Source organism: Picosynechococcus sp. NKBG15041c, from assembly GCF_055380235.1.
Genome location: NZ_AP040363.1, coordinates 1,051,539 through 1,071,706 on the forward strand (window position 1 = coordinate 1,051,539; position 20,168 = coordinate 1,071,706).

At 51.4% G+C, this 20,168-nt stretch carries 16 protein-coding genes; 7 read left to right on the forward strand and 9 right to left on the reverse strand.

What is annotated here, in order from left to right; all coding sequences use genetic code 11:
• Positions 1 to 28: 28 nt before the first annotated feature.
• Positions 29 to 1,162 carry a beta-ketoacyl-ACP synthase gene (locus tag ACZ45B_RS05185; RefSeq protein ID WP_024544592.1) on the forward strand — a complete coding sequence of 378 codons (1,134 nt, stop codon included), beginning with the start codon at positions 29 to 31 and terminating at the stop codon, positions 1,160 to 1,162.
• A 107-nt stretch (positions 1,163 to 1,269) separates the two neighbouring features.
• Here the strand turns inward: ACZ45B_RS05185 and ACZ45B_RS05190 are convergent, their stop codons facing one another.
• The 4 genes from ACZ45B_RS05190 to ftsH2 form a co-directional block, all read right to left on the reverse strand.
• A complete protein-coding gene (locus tag ACZ45B_RS05190) occupies positions 1,270 to 2,709 on the reverse strand; it encodes an isochorismate synthase (RefSeq protein ID WP_029681600.1) in 1,440 nt (479 codons plus the stop codon).
• Between the two features lie 474 nt (positions 2,710 to 3,183).
• A complete protein-coding gene (locus ACZ45B_RS05195) occupies positions 3,184 to 4,281 on the reverse strand; it encodes a Get3/ArsA fold putative tail anchor-mediating ATPase NosAFP (protein ID WP_024544590.1) in 1,098 nt (365 codons plus the stop codon).
• 440 nt (positions 4,282 to 4,721) lie between these two features.
• Positions 4,722 to 4,877, reverse strand: a complete 156-nt coding sequence (locus ACZ45B_RS05200; protein ID WP_201766553.1) for a hypothetical protein — start codon at positions 4,875 to 4,877, stop codon at positions 4,722 to 4,724.
• A gap of 83 nt (positions 4,878 to 4,960) precedes the next feature.
• The gene (gene ftsH2, locus ACZ45B_RS05205) at positions 4,961 to 6,847 is read right to left on the reverse strand and encodes an ATP-dependent zinc metalloprotease FtsH2 (RefSeq protein WP_024544588.1); all 1,887 of its coding nucleotides are present in this window, start codon (positions 6,845 to 6,847) and stop codon (positions 4,961 to 4,963) included.
• A gap of 363 nt (positions 6,848 to 7,210) precedes the next feature.
• Here ftsH2 and ACZ45B_RS05210 point away from each other — a divergent pair, with 363 nt between their 5' ends.
• On the forward strand, positions 7,211 to 8,224 hold the full coding sequence (locus ACZ45B_RS05210) for a DMT family transporter (RefSeq protein WP_029681599.1): 1,014 nt from the start codon (positions 7,211 to 7,213) through the stop codon (positions 8,222 to 8,224).
• On the opposite strand, the gene gcvH is transcribed toward ACZ45B_RS05210, so the two are convergent.
• From gcvH to pdhA, 3 genes are all read right to left on the reverse strand, one after another.
• The gene (gcvH, locus tag ACZ45B_RS05215) at positions 8,203 to 8,601 is read right to left on the reverse strand and encodes a glycine cleavage system protein GcvH (RefSeq protein WP_024544586.1); all 399 of its coding nucleotides are present in this window, start codon (positions 8,599 to 8,601) and stop codon (positions 8,203 to 8,205) included. The two genes, ACZ45B_RS05210 and gcvH, sit on opposite strands and share 22 nt — an antisense overlap.
• Before the next feature lie 316 nt (positions 8,602 to 8,917).
• Positions 8,918 to 10,243, reverse strand: coding sequence for an aminopeptidase P N-terminal domain-containing protein (locus tag ACZ45B_RS05220; protein WP_024544585.1), 1,326 nt, complete (start codon positions 10,241 to 10,243; stop codon positions 8,918 to 8,920).
• Positions 10,244 to 10,382: 139 nt separating this feature from the next.
• Positions 10,383 to 11,414 (reverse strand): pyruvate dehydrogenase (acetyl-transferring) E1 component subunit alpha, encoded by a 1,032-nt coding sequence (gene pdhA / locus ACZ45B_RS05225; protein ID WP_024544584.1) that lies wholly within the window; start codon positions 11,412 to 11,414, stop codon positions 10,383 to 10,385.
• Positions 11,415 to 11,690: 276 nt separating this feature from the next.
• Here pdhA and ACZ45B_RS05230 point away from each other — a divergent pair, with 276 nt between their 5' ends.
• From ACZ45B_RS05230 to ACZ45B_RS05245, 4 genes are read left to right on the forward strand one after another with little or no spacing between them, the layout of a single operon-like run.
• On the forward strand, positions 11,691 to 13,805 hold the full coding sequence (locus ACZ45B_RS05230) for an IMS domain-containing protein (RefSeq protein WP_024544583.1): 2,115 nt from the start codon (positions 11,691 to 11,693) through the stop codon (positions 13,803 to 13,805).
• Positions 13,806 to 13,808: 3 nt separating this feature from the next.
• Entirely contained in the window at positions 13,809 to 14,396 is a 588-nt protein-coding gene (locus tag ACZ45B_RS05235; RefSeq protein ID WP_024544582.1) for a metal-binding protein, read from the forward strand.
• 2 nt (positions 14,397 to 14,398) lie between these two features.
• Positions 14,399 to 14,932 (forward strand): phosphoribosyltransferase, encoded by a 534-nt coding sequence (locus tag ACZ45B_RS05240; RefSeq protein ID WP_024544581.1) that lies wholly within the window; start codon positions 14,399 to 14,401, stop codon positions 14,930 to 14,932.
• A gap of 33 nt (positions 14,933 to 14,965) precedes the next feature.
• Positions 14,966 to 16,153 carry a GNAT family N-acetyltransferase gene (locus ACZ45B_RS05245; protein WP_024544580.1) on the forward strand — a complete coding sequence of 396 codons (1,188 nt, stop codon included), beginning with the start codon at positions 14,966 to 14,968 and terminating at the stop codon, positions 16,151 to 16,153.
• A gap of 126 nt (positions 16,154 to 16,279) precedes the next feature.
• On the opposite strand, the gene ACZ45B_RS05250 is transcribed toward ACZ45B_RS05245, so the two are convergent.
• Positions 16,280 to 16,801: a TolB family protein gene (locus ACZ45B_RS05250; RefSeq protein ID WP_024544579.1), complete on the reverse strand. Its 522-nt coding sequence runs from the start codon at positions 16,799 to 16,801 to the stop codon at positions 16,280 to 16,282.
• Between the two features lie 75 nt (positions 16,802 to 16,876).
• Here ACZ45B_RS05250 and ACZ45B_RS05255 point away from each other — a divergent pair, with 75 nt between their 5' ends.
• The gene (locus ACZ45B_RS05255) at positions 16,877 to 18,406 is read left to right on the forward strand and encodes a YifB family Mg chelatase-like AAA ATPase (RefSeq protein WP_024544578.1); all 1,530 of its coding nucleotides are present in this window, start codon (positions 16,877 to 16,879) and stop codon (positions 18,404 to 18,406) included.
• Between the two features lie 6 nt (positions 18,407 to 18,412).
• Here the strand turns inward: ACZ45B_RS05255 and ACZ45B_RS05260 are convergent, their stop codons facing one another.
• Complete coding sequence (locus ACZ45B_RS05260) at positions 18,413 to 20,137, reverse strand: FAD-dependent oxidoreductase (protein WP_024544577.1); 1,725 nt, start codon at positions 20,135 to 20,137, stop codon at positions 18,413 to 18,415.
• Positions 20,138 to 20,168 lie beyond the last annotated feature (31 nt).

Genomic DNA, 20,168 nt, shown 5'->3' on the forward strand with positions numbered 1-20,168 from the left:
GAAAGCAGGGGCGAAGAAAAAAAATCGAGTGCAGGTTGTCATCACGGGGCTCGGCTTACGCTGTGGTTTAGGCGATCGCCTCCAGGCTTGGGAAAGATTACAGCGGGGTGAAACGGCGATCCAACTACGGCAACCGTTCGCTGATTTACCCGTGCTACCGATGGCAATGTTGGGGAAAGCCCCCGTAGATCTAGAACTGCTCCGTCAGAAATTGGTAGCGGCGACCTTGGCAGACGCTAATTTGACAACCCCCTTAGAAAATTGCGGTGTTGTCATTGGCTCTAGTCGAGGCTTCCAGGGGCAATGGGAAAGGTTACGGTGCAAGTATCGTCAGGGCGATTTAGCAGATCTTGAGCATTGGCTGGCCTATTTACCGCACCAGTTGGCGATCGCCTCAGCCCAACAAATTGGTTCAACCGGGCCAATGCTTGCCCCCATGGGCGCTTGTACCACGGGTCTATGGGCGATCGCCCAGGGTTTCGAACTGCTGCAACGGGGCGACTGTACCCAAGTATTAGCCGGGGCAGTAGAATCTCCCATTACGCCTTTGAGCATTACGGGATTTCAGAAAATGGGAGCCTTGGCAACGACTGGCTGTTTTCCCTTTGATCACCGGCGGGAGGGGTTGGTTTTAGGGGAAGGGGGGGCGATGTTTCTACTAGAAACCCTCGAGTCGGCCCAGCAACGGGATGCCAAAATTTACGGAGCGATCCTCGGCTGGAGTTTTACCTGCGATGCCCACCATATGAACGCACCCCAAGGTGATCATCAAGCAGCGATGAAGGCGATCGCCCAATGTTTAGAACGCTCTAGTTTGGCACCAAAAGACATTGACCACATTCACCCCCACGGCACCAGCACTCAGCTCAATGACCAGGCTGAAGCGGCAATGATCCAACAACTATTTCCCCACCGTCCCTTAGTCGCTGGCAGCAAAGGGGCCACAGGCCATACCCTCGGCGCATCGGGGGCCTTGGGAGTTGCCTTCTCTCTGTTAATGCTGCGGGAGCAACGACTGTCTCCCTCTGTGGGCTTAGCCCAGCCAGAATTTGATCTGAATTTTGTCAGACAAACCCAGGATCATCCCCTCCATAATGTCCTTTGTTTGAGTTTTGGATTTGGGGGTCAAAATGGGGCGATCGCCTTACAAAAATTAGGATGAAGATATTCGCTTTTGTCGGTAGCTTGAGAAAAATTGCAAACCTCAACCTAACCGCAAGTACAGCGTGGTGCGTCGCCCTGAGGCCACATTTTAGATGCAAGAAAAGGCTAGGTTAAAGCTTCTAGAAGAGAGGTCAATTTTAACTGCACTTCAGCATACTCCCGTTCTGGTTGGGAACCCGCGACAATTCCGGCCCCTCCAAAGAGCCGGGCATGGTTCCCACGAATCAATGCCGACCGGATTGCGACGATAAATTCACTATTGCCCTGACTGTCCAGCCAACCAAGGGGGGCAGCATAGAGGGTACGATCAAAGGCTTCTGCCTGACGAATTTCTGCACAGGCGATCGCCCGGGGAACGCCGGCTACCGCTGGGGTGGGGTGGAGTTGGGCGACCACTTCTAGGGGATGAATCTGAGCCGGGAGAGCGGCGCTAATGGGTGTCCAGAGATGCTGAATGTTAGAGAGCTTCAGTAACGTTCGGGGGGCAGCCTGGGGGGTGAGGTTGAGTTGTTTTAGCTGTCCCACCAAAAAGTCCGTTACCGCCTGATGTTCTCGCTGTTCCTTTTCGCTCTGGAGTAGGCTCTGGGCGAGCTGGAGATCTGTTGCTGGAGAATTTCCCCGGGGTGCAGAACCCGCCAGGGCATCGGTGATCAGCTCGCCCTTTTGGACCGCAAGTAATCGTTCGGGGCTGGCCCCAATGAAGGTTTCTCCCCGCTGATTTCGCAAAGAAAAAATGCAGCAGTCTGGGTGGCGATCGCGTAGATTGTCTAGGGCATGAACCACGTCAAACGCCTGGTTTGCTGTGACATCGAGGGCATGGGCAAGGACGATTTTACTGAGCTTACCTTGGTCAATAAGCTGCAGCGCCCGCTGTACTGCTGCCGTAAACCCCATTGAGGCAGTGCAGACTGTCCCTCGAATGCCTGTCGATGGCGTTAATACCGGGGGGAGGGTTTTTAAGAAATGATGAAATTGTTGGGCCAATTGATGCAATAAAGGCCGCTGTTGGCGATCGCCATTTAAGACCAAAAAATAATCCTGATGATGTCGCACCAATTGCAGCCGTGGAATGGTCACCAAGCCAGCCGGAAAGGGAGCCTCGGCGGTTTGGGTCGAAAAAAAAGTAAAACCACAGGCAAAATAAGGAACTGGCGCGGCCATACTTCCTTGAATTTTTTCTTGCCAATGGTCAATAAACTGTTGGGCTTGGTGAAAACGATTTTCTCCCTGGAGTACCAGTTCCTGGAGGGAGCCAAAGTTCAGGATTGCTCGCTGCTGCTGTCGGTTTTCCCAGTAAAAATGATTGAGGGGCATGGGGATGATTTGCTCGATCGCCCGCAGTACTACCAGACTATCGATGGCGCCAATCTGAAGAATTTCACTGGCGATCTCTCCAGATTGGGGCACATTTTTTTGGGTTAACCACCGCTGCCATGGTGAGGTGGACACTTGACGCTGCGAGAAGGAAGCTCCCGTTCCCTCCCCCAATGCCGAACCGTGACTTTGATCCGGCTCTAGGCGATCACGCCAAAGCGTTTTTCCCACAATTCAGATCCCTCTATGGCGATGGACAACTAAAACAGAGGTGTGTAAGCCATGGTCGATGGTGTAGCAACTGGGGTCAATCATCATGCTTTTCCCAGTGACCAGATAGCTGTAGCAGGCTATGCTCCAGGATTTTCCCATCGAGACTTCAAGCTTGTTTTATGTATGGTAACGAAACGCTGCCTAACTTCATAGGTTCCGGACTTGATTTGGGGGCAGTTTCCCGAAAAAATCTTCTAATTTGGATATTTTTTACTTTTTCTTAAGTTTTTTTCAAAGTTATTTTGCATCCTGTCATTTTGTGCATCCATAGCAAAAATCTAAATCTGCTTTAGAGAATGCCCCTAGCTCCCAAATTTTGGCAAAATACCCAAAAAATTTGCCTAAATTGCAGGATTTAGGGGAACTCGACCACCATGGACTCGGGTTTTAGGGGCGATCGCCCCACCGGGAATACACCAATAGGGAGGTTCCCTAAAGGGAAATAATCAGATATTGATCCTGGAATTTTGCCCCTTTAACGGGTGCTCCCTTCAGGGGAGGCGGCAGCAGAATATTTCGCCGTTGGTCACCCGCTTCAATGGTGATCTCTGGGCCATATTGGGTTAATTTCACCTGTTTTTTGTCAAAGGTGGGGAGAAAGACCTTTACCTGACGAGCTGCGGCATCAATCACCAGGGGGCGGGGGGCTTTAGATGCTGCTTTGAAATCAGGTAAATATGCCATAAATTTTTCCCAGGCGTCAGTGGATTGTGCTGGAATAAACTGCACTGGCAGCGGTGCAAAAATATCGGTAAAGGGTTCGCTGCTTTCGCTCTGATTGGCAATGACCCCGCCGACGGTTACATTGACCTGTTGCGCACTACCCCAGAGATATTGGGCTTTGGCGATCGCCCCAGGGCTACCATCGGTAACGAGATAGGCGACAAAGTGATTAGGATCGGCGATTATTTTTTTTCCGGTTTCAAGGATTTGGTTGGCTTCTTGGGTGGGTTCCGCCGCAAAATTATCGAACGTCCAAGACACGTTCAAAATCGCGCTTGTAACAGGTTGCACAAAGGGGGCAATGGTGCGCCCGAAGTCGGACTCCTGAAATACTTCCCGAAAACGACGAATATACCAACTGGCAATTTCCGGGGTTCCCAATAGTCGTAGGGTAGCCATATCCCCTGGGCCATCGTAGATAATTACGTCGTAACGTCCGCTTTGGTCGTAGTCCCAAATCTCCTTGAGAGCTACTGCGCTGTCCATACCCGGGAGAATGCCCAGCTCCTGACCGTAGACATTTTTTAAAGTGGGCGATCGCAAGTATTTCGCTTCCAATTCCTTCACCTGTTCCCACCCTGATTCGAGGGCTGTCACCGTCATGATTTGTACGACATCCAAATGGGCCTCCACCTGTTGGGGCGTAAAAGTGGGGGGCAGTTGGAAGGGGATCCCCCAAGCCGGACTGGGATCCTGGCCAATGAGCAACACCCGCTGACCTGAACTGGCGTATTTTTTTGCAGCGGCGATCGCCACCGTAGAACGACCCACCCCGCCTTTACCAAGGAACGTCAAAATAAAAGCCATAGTTCTCCGTGACAAAAAAATTACCTCACAGAAATTGTAGCGATTCTCCTTGGTAATCTTGGCAGGCATCGTTAAATCTAATTCCCACAGGAGGCGATCGCCCACTGGCTTCAGAACTTCATTTTTCGCGCCGTTTCTGCGCTCTTTACAAAACAGGACGCAGCTAAAACATGAGTAATGGCTAGTCTAAAAAATCCAGAAAACCGGTAAATGCCATTATTCTTGGCTGCAAAAAGTGCCATTAATCATCCCTGTCATCGTTAGCCATGGCAGATATAAAATCTCAGCGATCCTCGCTTCATCACACTACTCTTGCTTCATTTTTTTAAGATATAAAAATAAAAAACTGCTGAGGTTACATCTTTAAACTTGATGCATCTACAGCAGTTTTTTAAGTTGAACGTTTAAAGAGTTTTGTGACTTCAAAACATTCAAAAAAATTAGATAATATTGGCTGCCCGCAAACCGAGGAAACCACCCAAGGCAACACCAGTGAAAACAATAATATAACCAGCAAAAGGAAGAACTGCAGCCATTTTATTAAAATTCCAGTCGAAAACGTTGCTTTCCATTATAAAGGAAAGGGTGATCGCCACAAAAATCACCCAAGAAAGAAGGGAAGCAGTCTACAGGCTACTTCCCTTCTTTGAGAATGTCTCGAAACCTCTAAGGAATCAGTTTAAATCTGGGGGACAAACTGTTCCTTTTCGGGGACGGTGGTGTACTCAGCAACAATTTGCCGGAATTCCTCTCCATCAATAGTTTCTTTCTCAATCAAAAGATCAACGAGGCGATCGATGACTTCCCGGTTATCCCGAACGATCTGACGGGCAATGCGATGAGCTTCCTCTGCAATTACTCGTACCTGCTCATCAATGCGAGAAGCTACCTCTTCAGAATATTCGGAGCGGTTCATGAAACCACCACCGAGGAACACTTCACCCTGTTGACTTTCTAAGGACAAAAGCCCCAAGGAACTCATCCCAAAACGGGTTACCATCTGCCGTGCCATGCCACTCACCTGCTGTAGGTCTCCCCCAGCCCCAGTTGTGACTTCATCATGGCCAAAGATTTCTTCTTCTGCCGCCCGACCGCCGAGGGCACCAGAAATCCGTGCCATCAGTTGAGATTTCGTTGTTAAACCCTGTTCTTCATTGGGAGTAAACCAAGTTAAGCCTTGGGCTTGGCCCCGGGGAATGAGGGTGACCTTTTGTACGGGGTCATGATCTTTAAGCAATGTGCCGACAATGGCATGGCCCACTTCATGGTAAGCAATCAAGCGCTTACTCTTACTGTCGACGAGGGGTGTGCCTTCCATCCCTGCAATGACGCGATCAACGGCATCGTCAATTTCAGCCATGGTGATTGCTTCTTTGCGGCGGCGGGCGGTGAGAATCGCTGCTTCATTCAACAGGTTCGCCAAATCTGCCCCACTAAAACCGGGCGTCCGGCGCGCAATAACATCGAGGGAAATTTCCTCGGCAAGCTTTTTGTTACGGGCGTGAACTTCAAGAATGTTCAGACGGCCCTTGATATCGGGAGTGTCTACGGTCACTTGGCGGTCAAAACGGCCTGGACGCATGAGTGCGGAGTCAAGGACATCGGGACGGTTCGTGGCCGCAATGATGATAATGCCGGTATTTCCTTCAAAACCATCCATCTCGGTAAGGAGCTGGTTGAGGGTTTGTTCCCGTTCGTCATTACCACCACCAATGCCGGCTCCCCGTTGACGACCAACGGCATCAATTTCATCGATAAAGATGAGACAGGGCGCATTTTCTTTTGCTTTCTTGAAGAGGTCACGAACCCGGGATGCGCCAACCCCGACAAACATTTCGACGAATTCGGAACCAGAAATGCTGAAGAAGGGGACACCCGCTTCGCCGGCGATCGCTTTTGCAAGTAAAGTTTTACCAGTTCCAGGAGGGCCCACGAGAAGAACCCCTTTGGGAATGCGAGCCCCCACAGCGGTGAATTTTTCTGGTTGTTTCAGGAAAGTAACAACCTCTTGCAGTTCTTCTTTTGCTTCCTCAATGCCGGCAACATCGTCAAACATAACCCCTGTCTGGGCTTCCATCATAAATTTCGCCTTCGATTTACCGAAGTTCATCGCTTGGCCAGGGCCACCAGGCATATTGTTGGAGCGACGGAACAGGAAAAACAGACCAGAAATTAACAAAATTGGGAAAATCAGATTACCGAGAATCCCCCACACAGCCCCGTTGTTACTCGCGGGGTGGGAGTCAAAATCAACGTTGGCTGCCCGTAGCTTGCTGATTAGTTCAGGGGAGTTACCGGGGAGATCAACGCGAATTTGCTGCACACGGTTGTCCAGTTCTGGATCGACTGCTTCAATAATTGCCGTGCGTCCCCCTTCATAGAGATCTACGCTCGCTACCCGACCAGCATCTAGATATTCAAGGAAGCGGCCATAGCTCATGCGAATGTTGGCGCTATTTCCTACCAGGTTGGCGGGGTTCGCGGCAAAGGCGCCCTGCCAAACAAAAAAGCCGATTACAAGTAGGGGGAGTGCCCAGAGGACAACGGTTTTCCAAGATGGTTTCATGGGTTAGTCTTTGGTATGTTTGATTCAATAAAACTGGCGCTAAAAAAGTGGCAGTAAGCTGCGAATTTTTATAACCGGGCGCACCACTAAGCAAAGGTTTCTGGGCTCATCAACGATCCAGAAAGAGGGATTCGCTAGGGGATTAGCCTGTAAATTGGCGTTTTTATGACGATGTCTTAACTAAATTTAACTTAATTCTCATTTTGATAGCAACTTTCTGGGATTTTTCTGGATGGATCCATGGCAATTTACGGCTAAGTGGTTGTCTATCCCGAAAATAATCTTCCCCATTGCCCCAGGATCTTTGGCCTTGGGGTTAAATATTGGATGAGGTTTTATTTTCCCTCTCCCCGTAGCACCACTGTGATTTCTCCTTCTCCTCTCCCGCCTAAATCTTCAGCTTCTTCTAACCTTAACACTGTCTCCTTGGTATCTCGGCCCAAGCAACAATGGACGTTGTTGCTCCTGGGTTTGGCTTTGGGGGCTGTTTCTTTTGCGGCAATTTTTATCCGCTGGTGTAGTACGGAGTTGGGAGCTGGGGCAATTGTTTTTAATCGGTTATGGTTAGCGACGGTGGTTCTGGGTCTTTGGGAAATTTTGAAGCCCCGAGAAAAATCACTCAATGTTGCTTCGCCTGGGATCACTTGGACGGACTATGGTTTATTGCTGTTGGTAGGGGCAGTTTCTTCGAGCTCGGTAGTGCTTTGGGCTCTCTCCCTCACGGAGACGAGTGTGGCAAATTCAACGGTATTGCGCAATTTAACGCCGTTGTTTACAACTTTGGGGGCGTGGTTATGGCTGCGTCAACGTTTTGATCGGCGTTTTCTTTGGGGGCTAGCTTTGGCGGTAGGGGGGGCGATCGCCATCGGTGTGACGGATTTCCAATTGGCTTGGGAACAGCTTACGGGGGATTTGTTCGCCCTATTGTCGGCCCTTTGTTATGGCGTCAATTTACTGCTGGTCGAAAACCTGCGCGATCGCCTCGGGGCGAGCCAAATTTTACTCTGGCGCTGTGGCTTTGGTTGCATTCTCCTTTTGCCCTTCGTGCTGTTGACTGAGGATCATCTTTTTCCCCAATCTCTGCCGGTGTGGGGGGCGGCGATTGGTTTGGCCGTTCTATGCCAATGTTTTGGTCAAGGGCTAGTCGTCCATAGCCTCAAGACATTTTCCTCGGGCTTCGTGGCGATTTTCTTGCTCCTAGAGCCGATCATTACGGCCGTTTTTGCCTGGGGCTTCCTGGGGGAAACTTTGACAATCACTAACGCGATCGCCTTTTGCGGTGTTTTAGGGGGAATTTATCTGGCGAAATCGAGCAGTCGCGCCGATCCTCCCCCAGCCCAGCCCCCAGAAGCGTCCTATTCTTCGCCGGCCACCTGAAGTCGATATTCCTCAGCAGTCATGGTTTCGGCGAGCATTTCGTCATCGAGGTTATCGACCCGGACTTTGATAAACCAGCCTTCTTCGTAGGGGTCTTCTGAAACCATTTCTGGGGATTGGATTAAAGCTTCATTACGGTCAATAACTGTGCCGGAAATTGGTGCATAGAGATCTTCGACTGCTTTGACAGACTCAATGCTACCAAAGGTTTCTCCCACGAGAATTGCATCCCCTTCTTCCGGTAGATCCAAGAACACGATATCCCCCAGTTCATCGATGGCATGGGCACTTAGGCCGATGGTGGCAATTTCTCCATCGAGGCGAATGTATTCGTGGCTATCTAAATACCGAAGGTCATCTGGATATTCGAGTTCCATAGTCAATGTCTCTAGGCTGGAAAAGGTTAGGGGCGCAGACGCGGGGTCTCCGTGGATTAACTGGGTCTTTGTCACCCTTGGGCTACTTTATGCCGGAACTTTGGCAAGATCAAGGTTTCCAGAGAAATTTGTTACGATTTCTGCTCGCCTCATCTGTCAGAGGACATGAAGCGAGTTTAGGGATGGTGATCGCCTTTATTCTTTTTGTCGAATTTTGTCCCCATTTCCGTTTTTGCTGACCAGACTAGGTACGCAGCCAGACCGCAGAAAAATAGCCCAAATCCCAAGAGATTCTTGTCCATTTGTCTCCACAGTCTTAGGCTTCTAAATCTTTAACTTCTTTAGGGACTGCCGCCGTTAAAACATCATTACCTGTCGCTGTGACCAGCACATCGTCTTCGATGCGAATCCCAATCCCCTGCCAGTGGTCGGCGATCTCAGGTTGGCCCTCTGCGGGTTGGATATACGGCGAAATGTAGATTCCCGGTTCAACGGTGACGACATTACCGGCGCTAAAGGTGGTCCAGTCGTCTTTTTCGGGACCAATTTTGTAAATGCCCGCATCATGAACATCCAGGCCCAACCAATGGCCCGTGCCATGCATAAAAAAGGGCTTGTATTTTTCCCCTTCGATAAGTTCTTCCAAATTACCGCGCAAAAGTCCCAGATCCCTTAGTCCATGGGTGATCACCCGTACCGCCGCCTGGTGGGGAGCTTGGTAAGAATTTCCCGGTTTAACGGCGGCGATCGCCTGTTTTTGGGCTTCTAAAACGAGTTCATACAACACCCGCTGCTCTGGGGTAAAGCGATCGCCTACGGGAAAGGTGCGGGTAATATCGCCGTTGTAGTACTCATAACAAGCCCCCGCATCGATCAAGAGCAGTTCATTGTCCTGGAGCTGGGCATTATTTTCCACATAGTGCAGCACACAGGCGTTGGCTCCGCCCGCGACAATAGAAGGATAGGCAAACCCGGCGGCCCCTTCGAGGCGAAATAGATGTTCAATCTCCGCCTGGACTTGGTATTCGTATAGCCCCGGCTTGGCATATTCCATCGCCCAGAGGTGGGCCTTGGCTGAAATAGCTGTGGCCCGCCGGGTCAACGCGAGTTCTGCTTCACTTTTGACCATCCGCATCGGGTGCAAAATCGTCCCCGGATCGGCGATCGCCGTGGGGCCAGTGCCCCGTTTGGAGCGGGTAGCCAAGAGCCGTTGGTAGTGCTGCAGAATCGTCTGGTTAAATTTTTCGTCCCGGCCAAAATGATAAAAAAGGCGATCGCTCCCCTTGAGATAATCTGGCAATTTTTCGGCCAGCTCATGGATCGAATAGGCGATATCGGCACCAAATTTTTCCTGGGCCCCTTCAACCCCGGCCCGGTAGCCGACCCAAGTTTCCTCAGCCAGATCTTTGGGTTGAACAAAGAGAATGAATTGATGCTCTAGATGGTGGGGCGCAAACACCGCCACTGCATTGGGCTCATTAAATCCCGTCAAATAATAAAAATCACTGTCTTGGCGGAAGTTGTATTCCACGTCATTGTGCATCACCGCATGGGGCGCACTGCGGAAAATGGCCGTGCCCTGGCCCAATTTCGCCATAAAGGTTTGTCGACGCTGTTGGTATTCCTGTGCGGTGATGGCCATGGTGCGCTGCCTTGGGATTTGCCCGGAAAAAATTATGAAAAAGAATGAATCAAATGGTAACAAACTTTTCCCATCGGCAAAAAAGGGTAAGGGCGATCGCCCTTACCCTTGCACTTAAAAATTCAACGCATTTATTGCATTAGCTCTCTGCAAAAATATATTTACGCAGGTCAGCCGGATTCGGTTCAGGGCTATTTTCCGCAAAAGTCACCGAATCATTCACCACTTCCTGGACGCGCTTTTCGATCGCCTTGAGTTCTTCAGCGGTGGCGAGACCGCGGTTGGTGACGAACTTCTCAAAGCGTGTAATCGGATCCCGTTGGGCCCAAAACGCTTTTTCTTCTGCTGAACGCAATTCGTCTGGATCAGCGAGGGAGTGACCCCGGAAACGGTAAGTCAAGGCTTCAATTAAAGTCGGTCCTTCCCCAGCTCTGGCTCTGGCTACGGCTTTTTGGGCCACATCCCGCATCGCCAGCACATCCATCCCATCAACTTCATAACCGGGCATCCCGAAAACACTGGCTTTTTTGTAGATTTCTGGCTGGGAGGTTGCCCGCTCGTGGGCCATACCGATCGCCCATTTGTTATTCTCGACGACGAACAAAATGGGGAGTTTCCAGAGGGCCGCCATGTTTAGGGTTTCAAAGAATTGGCCATTGTTCGAAGTGCCATCTCCAAAGAAACAAGCAGTTACGTTATCAGCGCTGCGATCGCCCATCACTTCCTGACGATATTTACTCTGGAGGGCTGCCCCTGCCGCCACGGGAATCCCTTCTCCGATAAACGCATAGCCTCCAAGTAAACCATGCTCTTTCGAGAACATGTGCATCGAGCCGCCCCGACCCTTGCTACAACCCGTTTCTTTCCCAAACAATTCTGCCATCACTTCCCGCGCCGGAACCCCGGCACTGAGAGCATGGACGTGGTCGCGATAGGTACTACAAACAAAATCTTCTCCCTGGCGCATGGAGCGGATCACCCCGGTGGAGACTGCTTCCTGGCCGTTGTAGAGGTGAACGAAGCCAAACATCTTGCCACGGTAGTACATCTCCGCACACTTGTCTTCAAACAAGCGTCCTAAGGTCATATCTTCATAGAGCATCAGCGCTTCTTCTTTACTGATCTCGACCGAAGAATTATCAAATTCGGGGGCTGTCCGTTCTTTATGCATCATTAACATTCAGGATTTTTGCTTAGTCGTATGGGGTGATCACCCGGCCCAGGGGCAGTGTGAAATCCGCAAGTAACAGTTTAGAATCAAATTGGTTTCTATAGAAGTAGAGCCCGGCAGGTTAAGGAACTCCGCAGGCAGCAAATCTATGGCCTAGGGTGAGCGATTTGGTAATCGTCAGAACCAAGGACGCAGCGGCAGACCAGCCATGGTGTCGAAATTCTTCGGCTAATATAACCTTAATTGAAGTGATTTTTGCTGATAGGAAAGTAAACTGTGCGCATTCCGCTCGACTATTACCGCATCCTGTGCGTCCCCGCAAAGGCAACTACTGCCCAAATTACCCAAGCCTATCGCGATCGCCTGTCTCAAATGCCCCGTCGCGAGCACGGAGCCTTGGCCATTGAAGCCCGCAACCGGATTATCGAGCAAGCCTTTGACGTCCTCTCCCAAACAGAAAGCCGTGCGGTTTACGACCATGAGCTATCGGGCAATCTATTTCGCTCCCTCGTCCCTAGCCGTCCGAAGTTGCCCTTTCCCGACCATGCTGTCAGTGGCCCCCCCGAGATTGACCCCCATCAGCCGACCATTGCCATTGAGGAGCGTGATTTCCTCGGTGGACTTCTACTGTTACTCGACCTAGGTGAATACGAACTGATTCTCAAGCTGGCATCTCCTTACCTCAGGGGCAAAGGTAAACAAGTCAAAGGGGGTTCCCTAGGAGACCCAGATCTGGTGAATCCAGAATTGCGTCTTTGTTTAGCCTTAGCCCACTGGGAGCTCAGCCGTGAACAATGGCTGCAACAACACTACGAACTGGCTGCTACCTCTGGACAGGCGGGGCAAACCTTGTTGGCAGACGCAGATCTTTTCCCTGAGCTCCGGGAGGAAATCCAGGCAGAGCTCAATCGCCTCCGTCCTTACCAGATACTGGAGTTATTGTCCTTGACAGATGGGGAAACGGCGGAAAGAAAGCGGGGCTTAGCAATGCTCCAGGATATGCTCGATGCCCGGGGGGGTATTGATGGTCAGGGGGATGACAAATCGGGCCTGGGCATTGATGATTTTTTACGTTTCATTCAACAGCTGCGGAGTTATCTGACAGTTCAGGAACAGTTAGATCTGTTTGTGGCAGAATCAAAGCGTCCCTCAGCTGCGGCGACTTATTTAGCGGTTTATGGGCTCCTAGGAGCCGGATTTTCTTGGCGACAACCCCAGTTAGTACTCCAGGCCCAGGAACTGTTGGAGCGTTTGGGGCAGCGGCAGGATGTCTATTTAGAACAGTCGATCTGCGCTCTACTCCTGGGACAACCCGATGAGGCGAATCAACTGCTGGAGCAGAGTCAAGAACAGGAAGCGATCGCCTACATTCGAGAACAGTCCCAAGGGGCAGCCAATTTACTACCGGGCCTTTGTCTTTATAGCGAAACTTGGCTGAAAACTGAGGTATTTTCCCACTTCCGGGATTTGCGTCAACGGCGCGATGATACTGCTGTTTCTTTGAAAGCTTATTTTGCAGATTTAGAGGTGCAGCAGTACCTAGAAGGTCTTCCCATTGCGCCGCCTCCTGAACCAGAAACAGCCCCAACTCAACCTCAAGCGGCGATCGCCGCGACGGTAGCACCGGACGTCAACTCGGCCCCCTTGCCCAGTCGCCCCGAAAAAGTGACTTCCTTCGAGGCTTTGGTTTCAGAATCAGCACCAACCATGGTGCCGGATGTCTCTCCTGGGGTGATGACGCCCCCGAGCCCCCCAGAACCAGAGCCAGTGATCGAAACGGCAGAAACTGGGCCATCCCACCGATCTTTTTCGGTCCCCTTTTTGGCGATCGCCGTTGCTTTAGGGGCTGTGGTTGCGCTCGTTGGCCTAGTGCAGCTCATCACCAGATCGCCTTCCCAGGAAACTGCCTCCAATGGCCCCACGGTAACGACTCCAGCCCCAGAGCCAGAGACGCCCGTCGAGCCCCCAGAGGCGCCCATAATTGAGAATGAGAATCCGACGCCCATTTTAGATGAGGCGATCGCCACTGAGGTGATCGAAAATTGGTTTACCAGTAAGTCCCAAGCCTTTGGCCCAGACCATGACCTAACCGCCCTCGAAAACATTTTGACCAATCCTTCTCTCGCAGAATGGCGGAGCCGGGCCCAGCAGGTGAGGGATGCAGGCCACTACCGCACCTACGAACACAGTCTTACTGTCGAGAGCTTTAATTTCGATCCGAGTCAACCGGACGTGGCGACTGTTGAAGCCCAAGTGCAGGAAAAAGCAAACCATTATCGGGGGAATGGGGCCTTAGATGCGAGTCAGTCCTACGACTCTTCCCTACAGATTCGCTATAGTCTCGTGCGCCTAGACGATCGCTGGCTCATTCGTTCTTCCCAAACCCTGTAGCCGATGCCCTCTGGACGAACCCATGATCAGATTACCTTCTGGGGGCTGCCCTTAGTGGCTGGTCTGGGCCTCTGGCTCGGGCAGCGCTGGGAATTAGCCTTACTCCTGAGTTGCGCTTACCTGTTCAGCGGCCTGATGTTTGGCCCCGATCTAGACATTCGCTCAGTGCAATTTAAGCGCTGGGGCATGTTGCGTTGGCTTTGGCTCCCCTACCAAAAAAATCTCCGCCACCGTTCCGTGCTTTCCCATGGCTTTCTTATTGGGACAGTGATTCGACTGCTGTACCTGGGGGGGATTTTGTTTCTCGTGGCAATTGTTAGCGTGGCGATCGTCCAATTATTTTTCGACTTTAGTTGGAATTGGCGTTCGTTCTGGGTCATGGCCCAAGCCCGTTGGCGGCAGGATTATTTGGCCGAAAGTATCGCCCTGTTTGCTGGCTTAGAACTTGGGGCAATGAGCCATTCCATAAGTGATTGGTTGGGGTCGGCCCTAAAACGTTCCCAGAAACGAGGTATTTTTTCGCGGCTACCCCAGATTTCCGGTAAAAAAAGGCAAAGTAAACGCAAATCTCCCCACCCAAGCCGGAGGTAAATATGACCGATTCAAAAGTCGATTTAAAAATCAGTTGGGCTGAATATCACCAGCTCATTGAACAATTGGCCCGCCAAATTCATCGCTCCCAATGGGAGTTTAATCAAATCCTCTGTTTGGCGAAGGGCGGTTTACGGATCGGCGATATTTTGGCCCGCCTTTTCGACCAGCCCCTAGGGATCTTAAATGTAACCAGCTATGGTGGCACGGGAAATCGGGAGCAGGGTCAACTGCAGTTTGCAGAACACTTGACGAATTTTGGGCCCCTAGGCGATCGCTTGCTGTTGGTAGATGATCTGGTAGATTCTGGCGCGAGCCTCCGGGAAGCCCAAATCTGGTTAAAACAATGTGCCCCCCAAGTGACGGAAATGCGCACTGCCGTTCTCTGGTATAAGGGCCAGGCGCAATTTCAGCCCGATTATTACGCACAGCATTTGCCCGATAATCCCTGGATTGAGCAACCCTTTGAACATTACGAAAGGGGAGTGGCCGCCTTAGGCGAGGATGACCATGCAAAATCAGACGAGATCTATTAACGTATAAAAAAATCTCCAACCCCGCCAAAATCAATGGTTTTCCCGTCGCAAATCACCGCCACTTGGCACAGTGAGATCGCCGAAATCCCCAAAGCTGCCTGGGATGCGATCGCCTCACCGTTGAAAACCCCTTTCCTAGAATGGGATTGGCTCCACAACATTGAAACCTCCGGCAGTGTTGGCCCGAGAACCGGTTGGCAGCCCTGCCACCTCTCGCTCCAGCACAACGGAGAATTGATCGCCATGGCCCCCCTCTACATCAAAGGCCACAGCTACGGCGAATTTGTTTTTGACCACCAATGGGCTGACTTGTCCCACCGCCTGGGCCACGAATACTATCCCAAGCTAGTCGGTATGACCCCCTTTACACCCGCAGTGGGTTACCGCTTTCTTATCGCCCCTGGTGAAGATGAACGGGAACTGTGTCAAATGATGGTGCAGGCGATCGATCAGTTTTGCGATCGCCACGGCATTTCTGGTTGTAACTTCTTGTTTGTGGATCCGGATTGGCAGAAAACCATGGAGCAGTTAGGTTTCCGGGCTTGGCTCCACCATGGCTACATCTGGAGTAACCATGACTTTAGCGATTTTGACGATTACCTCGGGGCGTTCACCTCGAACCAACGGAAAAATATTAAGCGGGAGCGCAAAGCCGTTGAAAAAGCAGGTCTAACCATGAAGATGATGGCGGGCGATGAAATTCCGGCCCATTATTTTCCCTTGATTTATCGCTTCTATAGCAGCACCTGCGACAAATTTTTTTGGGGTAGTAAATATCTGCGAAAAGCTTTTTTTGAGCAGCTAGAGTCCACCTATCGTCACCGAGTTGTCCTCGCTGCCGCCTACATCCCTGAAGACGAAAAACACCCCGTGGGCCTCTCTTTTTGCATCCGTAAAGATGAGCATCTCTATGGGCGGTATTGGGGCGCTTTTGATGAATATGATTGTCTCCATTTTGAAGCTTGTTATTACAAGCCGATCCAGTGGGCGATCGCCCAGGGAATCACCATGTATGACCCAGGGGCGGGCGGGAAACACAAACGGCGGAGGGGTTTCCCAGCAACGCCCAACTATAGCCTGCATCGCTTCTATCAACCCCGCATGGGCCAAATTTTGGATGCTTATATTCAAGAAATCAATGCAATGGAGCAACAAGAAATTGACGCGATCAATGCAGATATTCCCTTTAAGCGGCGGGAGTTACATTTAGATATTTCCTAAATAAATTATTATTGCATTGCCTGTCAGCGAAAAAATACATCTCTCTGGATTTAATAATTTAGCTACATAAAAAAACAAGTATTTTTACTGTTTTAACAGCTTGTATTTTTGAATAAATAATCCGCCCTATTCAACATCTAGTTGGCGACCTGTGCGGTCATAGACCAAGAGATCCCACTGGCCATTTTCAGCCACCTCAAAGGCAATTTTTGAGCCGTCAGCACTGATGTTGGGATGGCGCACTTCTTGGTTGAGATTATCTGTTAAATTGCGCTTTTGTTGAAATTCGCGGTCATATAAGTAAATATCTGATTCCCCCTGACGATTCACCGCAAAGACGATGTAACGGCCATCTTCTGAAATGCTGGGGTGGGAAGCGCGCTCATTGAGGGCATTGAGACCGGGCAAAAGAATTGTTTGGCGACTGTTGGTATCAAACAAGTAGATGTCCTGGGAACCGTTGCGGTCTGAGGCAAAAACAAGATATGGTCCAGCGATCGCCGGGTCAAAATCTAGGGAGCGACTGTTGAGGCTGCGCCCCCCCGGATCGACGGGAAAATTCACAATTCGCGGGTAACCAACACAGCCTTGGAGCCATAGGCTCAAGCTCAGCAATAGTAAACTGTGTGGGGAAAAAAGATGCCGCATGGTCAAGGGAAATTAGGGAGCAGGCGATCGCCTTTTTTTCGATAGTATTGTCTCAGTAGCACAGTAAATAAAGCCATGCTATCAAGAATTTGGAGCGCCACGATTGTCGGGGTTGATGCCCTCAGAGTCGCCGTAGAAGTAGATATTTCTGGGGGACTACCGAAAATGATTGTGGTGGGTCTACCGGATACGGCGGTGCAGGAGTCAAAGGAACGGGTCAAGGCTGCCCTCAAAAATTCGGGCTTTGGCTTCCCGGTGCGTAAAATTTTGGTGAATCTTGCGCCGGCGGATCTTCGTAAGGAAGGCCCAAGCTTTGATCTTCCCATTAGTGTGGGAATTTTGGCCGCTACCGAACAAATTGAAACAACCCTCCTCAAGGATTTTGTATTTTTGGGGGAAGTTTCCCTTGATGGCACCCTACGACCTGTGGCCGGGGTACTGCCGATCGCCGCCGCTGCCCAAAAGTTGGGTTTCAAAGGGATGCTTGTGCCTAGGGCCAACGCCCAGGAAGCCGCAGTTGTCGAAGGTCTAACGGTTTATGGTTGCGCCAATCTCCAGGAGGTGGCAGCTGTATTGGGGGCTCCCCAGGAGCATCGCCCCGTCCGTATCGATATCCGCGAGGCGATCGCCAAAGCTGCGCACCTCGTCCCGGATCTCAAGGATGTCAAAGGCCAAAGTTTGGCCCGCCGCGCCCTCGAAATTGCCGCCGCTGGGGGTCATAATCTGATTTTTGTGGGGCCACCCGGTAGCGGCAAAACCATGCTGGCCCGAAGATTACCCGGCATTTTACCGAAACTGTCCTTTGATGAAGCCTTAGAGGTCTCCCAGATCCATTCCGTCGCAGGGTTACTCAAAGACCGGGGCACATTGGTCACCGCCCGTCCTTTCCGCAGTCCCCACCATTCCGCCTCTGGCCCTTCCCTAGTGGGTGGTGGCAGTTTTCCGCGCCCCGGCGAAATTTCCCTGGCCCATCGGGGGATCTTGTTCCTCGACGAACTGACGGAATTTAAACGCAATGTCCTCGAATTTTTGCGGCAACCCCTCGAGGATGGCTTTGTCACCATTTCTCGCACCCGTCAATCGGTAGAATTTCCGGCTCAATTCACCCTCGTTGCCAGCACGAATCCCTGTCCCTGTGGCTATTTTGGTGACCCGATTCAAGCCTGTACCTGTAGCCCGCGATCGCGTGAACAATACTGGGCGAAACTTTCGGGGCCGTTAATGGACCGCATTGATCTCCAGGTGGCGGTCAATCGCCTGAAACCGGAAGAAATGCTCCAGCAGGGGGTTGGGGAAGAGTCCCGTACGGTGGCAGAACGGGTGAACCAAGCGCGGCACATTGCTCAGGAACGCTTTCGCGATCACCCCCAGGTGCACTGCAATGCAGAGATGACTGCGAAGGATCTACGGGAATATTGCAGTCTGGAGCAGAGTAGTCGCAGCTTGTTAGAAGGGGCAATTCGTAAGTTGGGGTTATCGGCCCGGGCCATGGACCGGATTTTAAAGGTGGCCCGTACGATCGCCGATTTAGCTGCCACGCCAACGATCCAGACGGCTCACATCGCTGAGGCGGTTCAATATCGCACTATCGATCGCCTGCAGTAGCTCTCCTTAGGCGAGGCCCTCAAGGACAAACCAGGGGGCTGCAGAATTGACCCGTCCGATCGCCTGGATTTTTTTCGGTGTATGAAGATTTTCTAGCCATTGGTGCAGCGAAAAATCGAGGGTCACCACCTGGAGGGGGTCAGGATAATCGGGGAAAGTAATGACAAACGTGCGATCGCCGGTCGGGAAAATTTCACCATTGTGGGCTTTAGCCTGGGGCGTAGGTCTTGAAACAAGCGGCTCGCAGTTGCATAAACCATTATCAGGATATTGGTCGGGATGATCGAGATAAAATCGTTGCCACTGCAACCATTCGGGATGATCCCAGGCCAAATTATAGAGGGGGATCACGGCGGCGGGGGCAAAGGGATCTGTAAGGAGCTTTTCTTGGATGGCTCGCACATCAAGATCCTTGGGGCCACATTGATTTTGAATTGCCAGTGCTGCTGCCTGTCCTGCCGCCTGACCAATATTCAGCACCAGGGGTTGGAGACGTGTTGCCCCATTCGCCATGTGAGAAACGGCAATATTTTTCTCGCAAGCGAGGCAATTTTCCACCGTCGCTGAATACAAAGCCGTGTAGGGAATCGTAAAGGGAGTGCCTGTCCAGCGGCCCCCCCAGGGAATCGATTTGGGGGCCAGGGGAAATTCAAAGCCTGGATAGTGGTGGTCATTGGCATAGTTCCCGACGATGATCGCCTGGACTTCCCCAGCCGCATTTAACGGTAACAGGGCGACAGTGCCATTAGGCAGAATCTGCTGTTCCGTCAGGGTTTCTGTCCCGATCAACCGCCGACTTTCTCGAAAATAGGGCATCAAAGCAAAGCTCCCACCCTGCAAGCCATGGGGAAACACATCTGGCGCGAGGCCATATTCTCTGCCAGATTCTTGGTAAATGTAATCGGCAAACGCCAAACTATGGGCCTGGGCTTCCCGATAAAAATCAAGGCGTTGCTGGGGATCTAAAAGGCGATCGCCTCCCAGGCCATAGTCATTTCCTGCCAGGGGCCAATTGATCATGTATTGGCCCTTGGGCAAGCCCCCATAGTTCATGAATGCATCGAGGCCATATTTCTCCCAAGCCCCCTGAAATATCGAAAAATCGCCATGACCCGGCGATGGTTGCAAGCCATGTTTTTGTAGATAAAAAACCCAGGTGGGGGACTGCACCGGATACATTGCCGTCATCTCGTTCGACATCGCAGGGGCGCTGGGCTCTTGGAAATTTTCTGACCAATCCCAACCCCAACGGTGGGGCACATCCCCCAAGGCTAATACATCTCCCAACTCCGTCCCATCGAGGATGATGTCCGCCGCAATTTGGTAATTTTTAAACCGGACACCCGTTAGGCGATCGCCTTGTCTTTTTACTTCGAGGGGAACCTGTCCCGCAATCCAGGTGAGGTTTTTTTCCGCCTTGACCCAATCCGCAAAAATTTGCGCCCCAATCCGGGGATCAAAAGTGAACATACTCACCCAACTGTGATCTAAACCGTCCTGTTGGTGTCGCCACTGGAGTTCCCGCAAAAAAGCCCCCCATAATCCCGTCTGCCAAGCCTGCAGTTCATTCCCATCCGGAGCTGCTACCCCCGCCGCCGTCAACATTCCCCCCAGCCAAGGGAATTCACTCACCAAAATTGTCGCCACACCATTCCGTGCACATTGGAGAGCCGCCGCTGTTCCCCCTGTGCCACCACCAACGACCAAGACCTTTGTTTGTAAGCTCTCCATAAAAATTGCAATAACTTGTTTTGCGCAAAAT

Coding starts and splice junctions, on each gene's coding strand:
- ACZ45B_RS05195 (WP_024544590.1), bottom strand. CDS start 4,281: ATGGCTTTTATTTTGACGTTCCTTGGTAAAGGCGGGGTGGGTCGTTCT.
- ftsH2 (WP_024544588.1), bottom strand. CDS start 6,847: ATGAAACCATCTTGGAAAACCGTTGTCCTCTGGGCACTCCCCCTACTT.
- gcvH (WP_024544586.1), bottom strand. CDS start 8,601: ATGGAACTCGAATATCCAGATGACCTTCGGTATTTAGATAGCCACGAA.
- ACZ45B_RS05220 (WP_024544585.1), bottom strand. CDS start 10,243: ATGGCCATCACCGCACAGGAATACCAACAGCGTCGACAAACCTTTATG.
- pdhA (WP_024544584.1), bottom strand. CDS start 11,414: ATGCATAAAGAACGGACAGCCCCCGAATTTGATAATTCTTCGGTCGAG.
- ACZ45B_RS05235 (WP_024544582.1), top strand. CDS start 13,809: ATGCCCTCTGGACGAACCCATGATCAGATTACCTTCTGGGGGCTGCCC.
- ACZ45B_RS05240 (WP_024544581.1), top strand. CDS start 14,399: ATGACCGATTCAAAAGTCGATTTAAAAATCAGTTGGGCTGAATATCAC.
- ACZ45B_RS05245 (WP_024544580.1), top strand. CDS start 14,966: ATGGTTTTCCCGTCGCAAATCACCGCCACTTGGCACAGTGAGATCGCC.
- ACZ45B_RS05250 (WP_024544579.1), bottom strand. CDS start 16,801: ATGCGGCATCTTTTTTCCCCACACAGTTTACTATTGCTGAGCTTGAGC.
- ACZ45B_RS05255 (WP_024544578.1), top strand. CDS start 16,877: ATGCTATCAAGAATTTGGAGCGCCACGATTGTCGGGGTTGATGCCCTC.
- ACZ45B_RS05260 (WP_024544577.1), bottom strand. CDS start 20,137: ATGGAGAGCTTACAAACAAAGGTCTTGGTCGTTGGTGGTGGCACAGGG.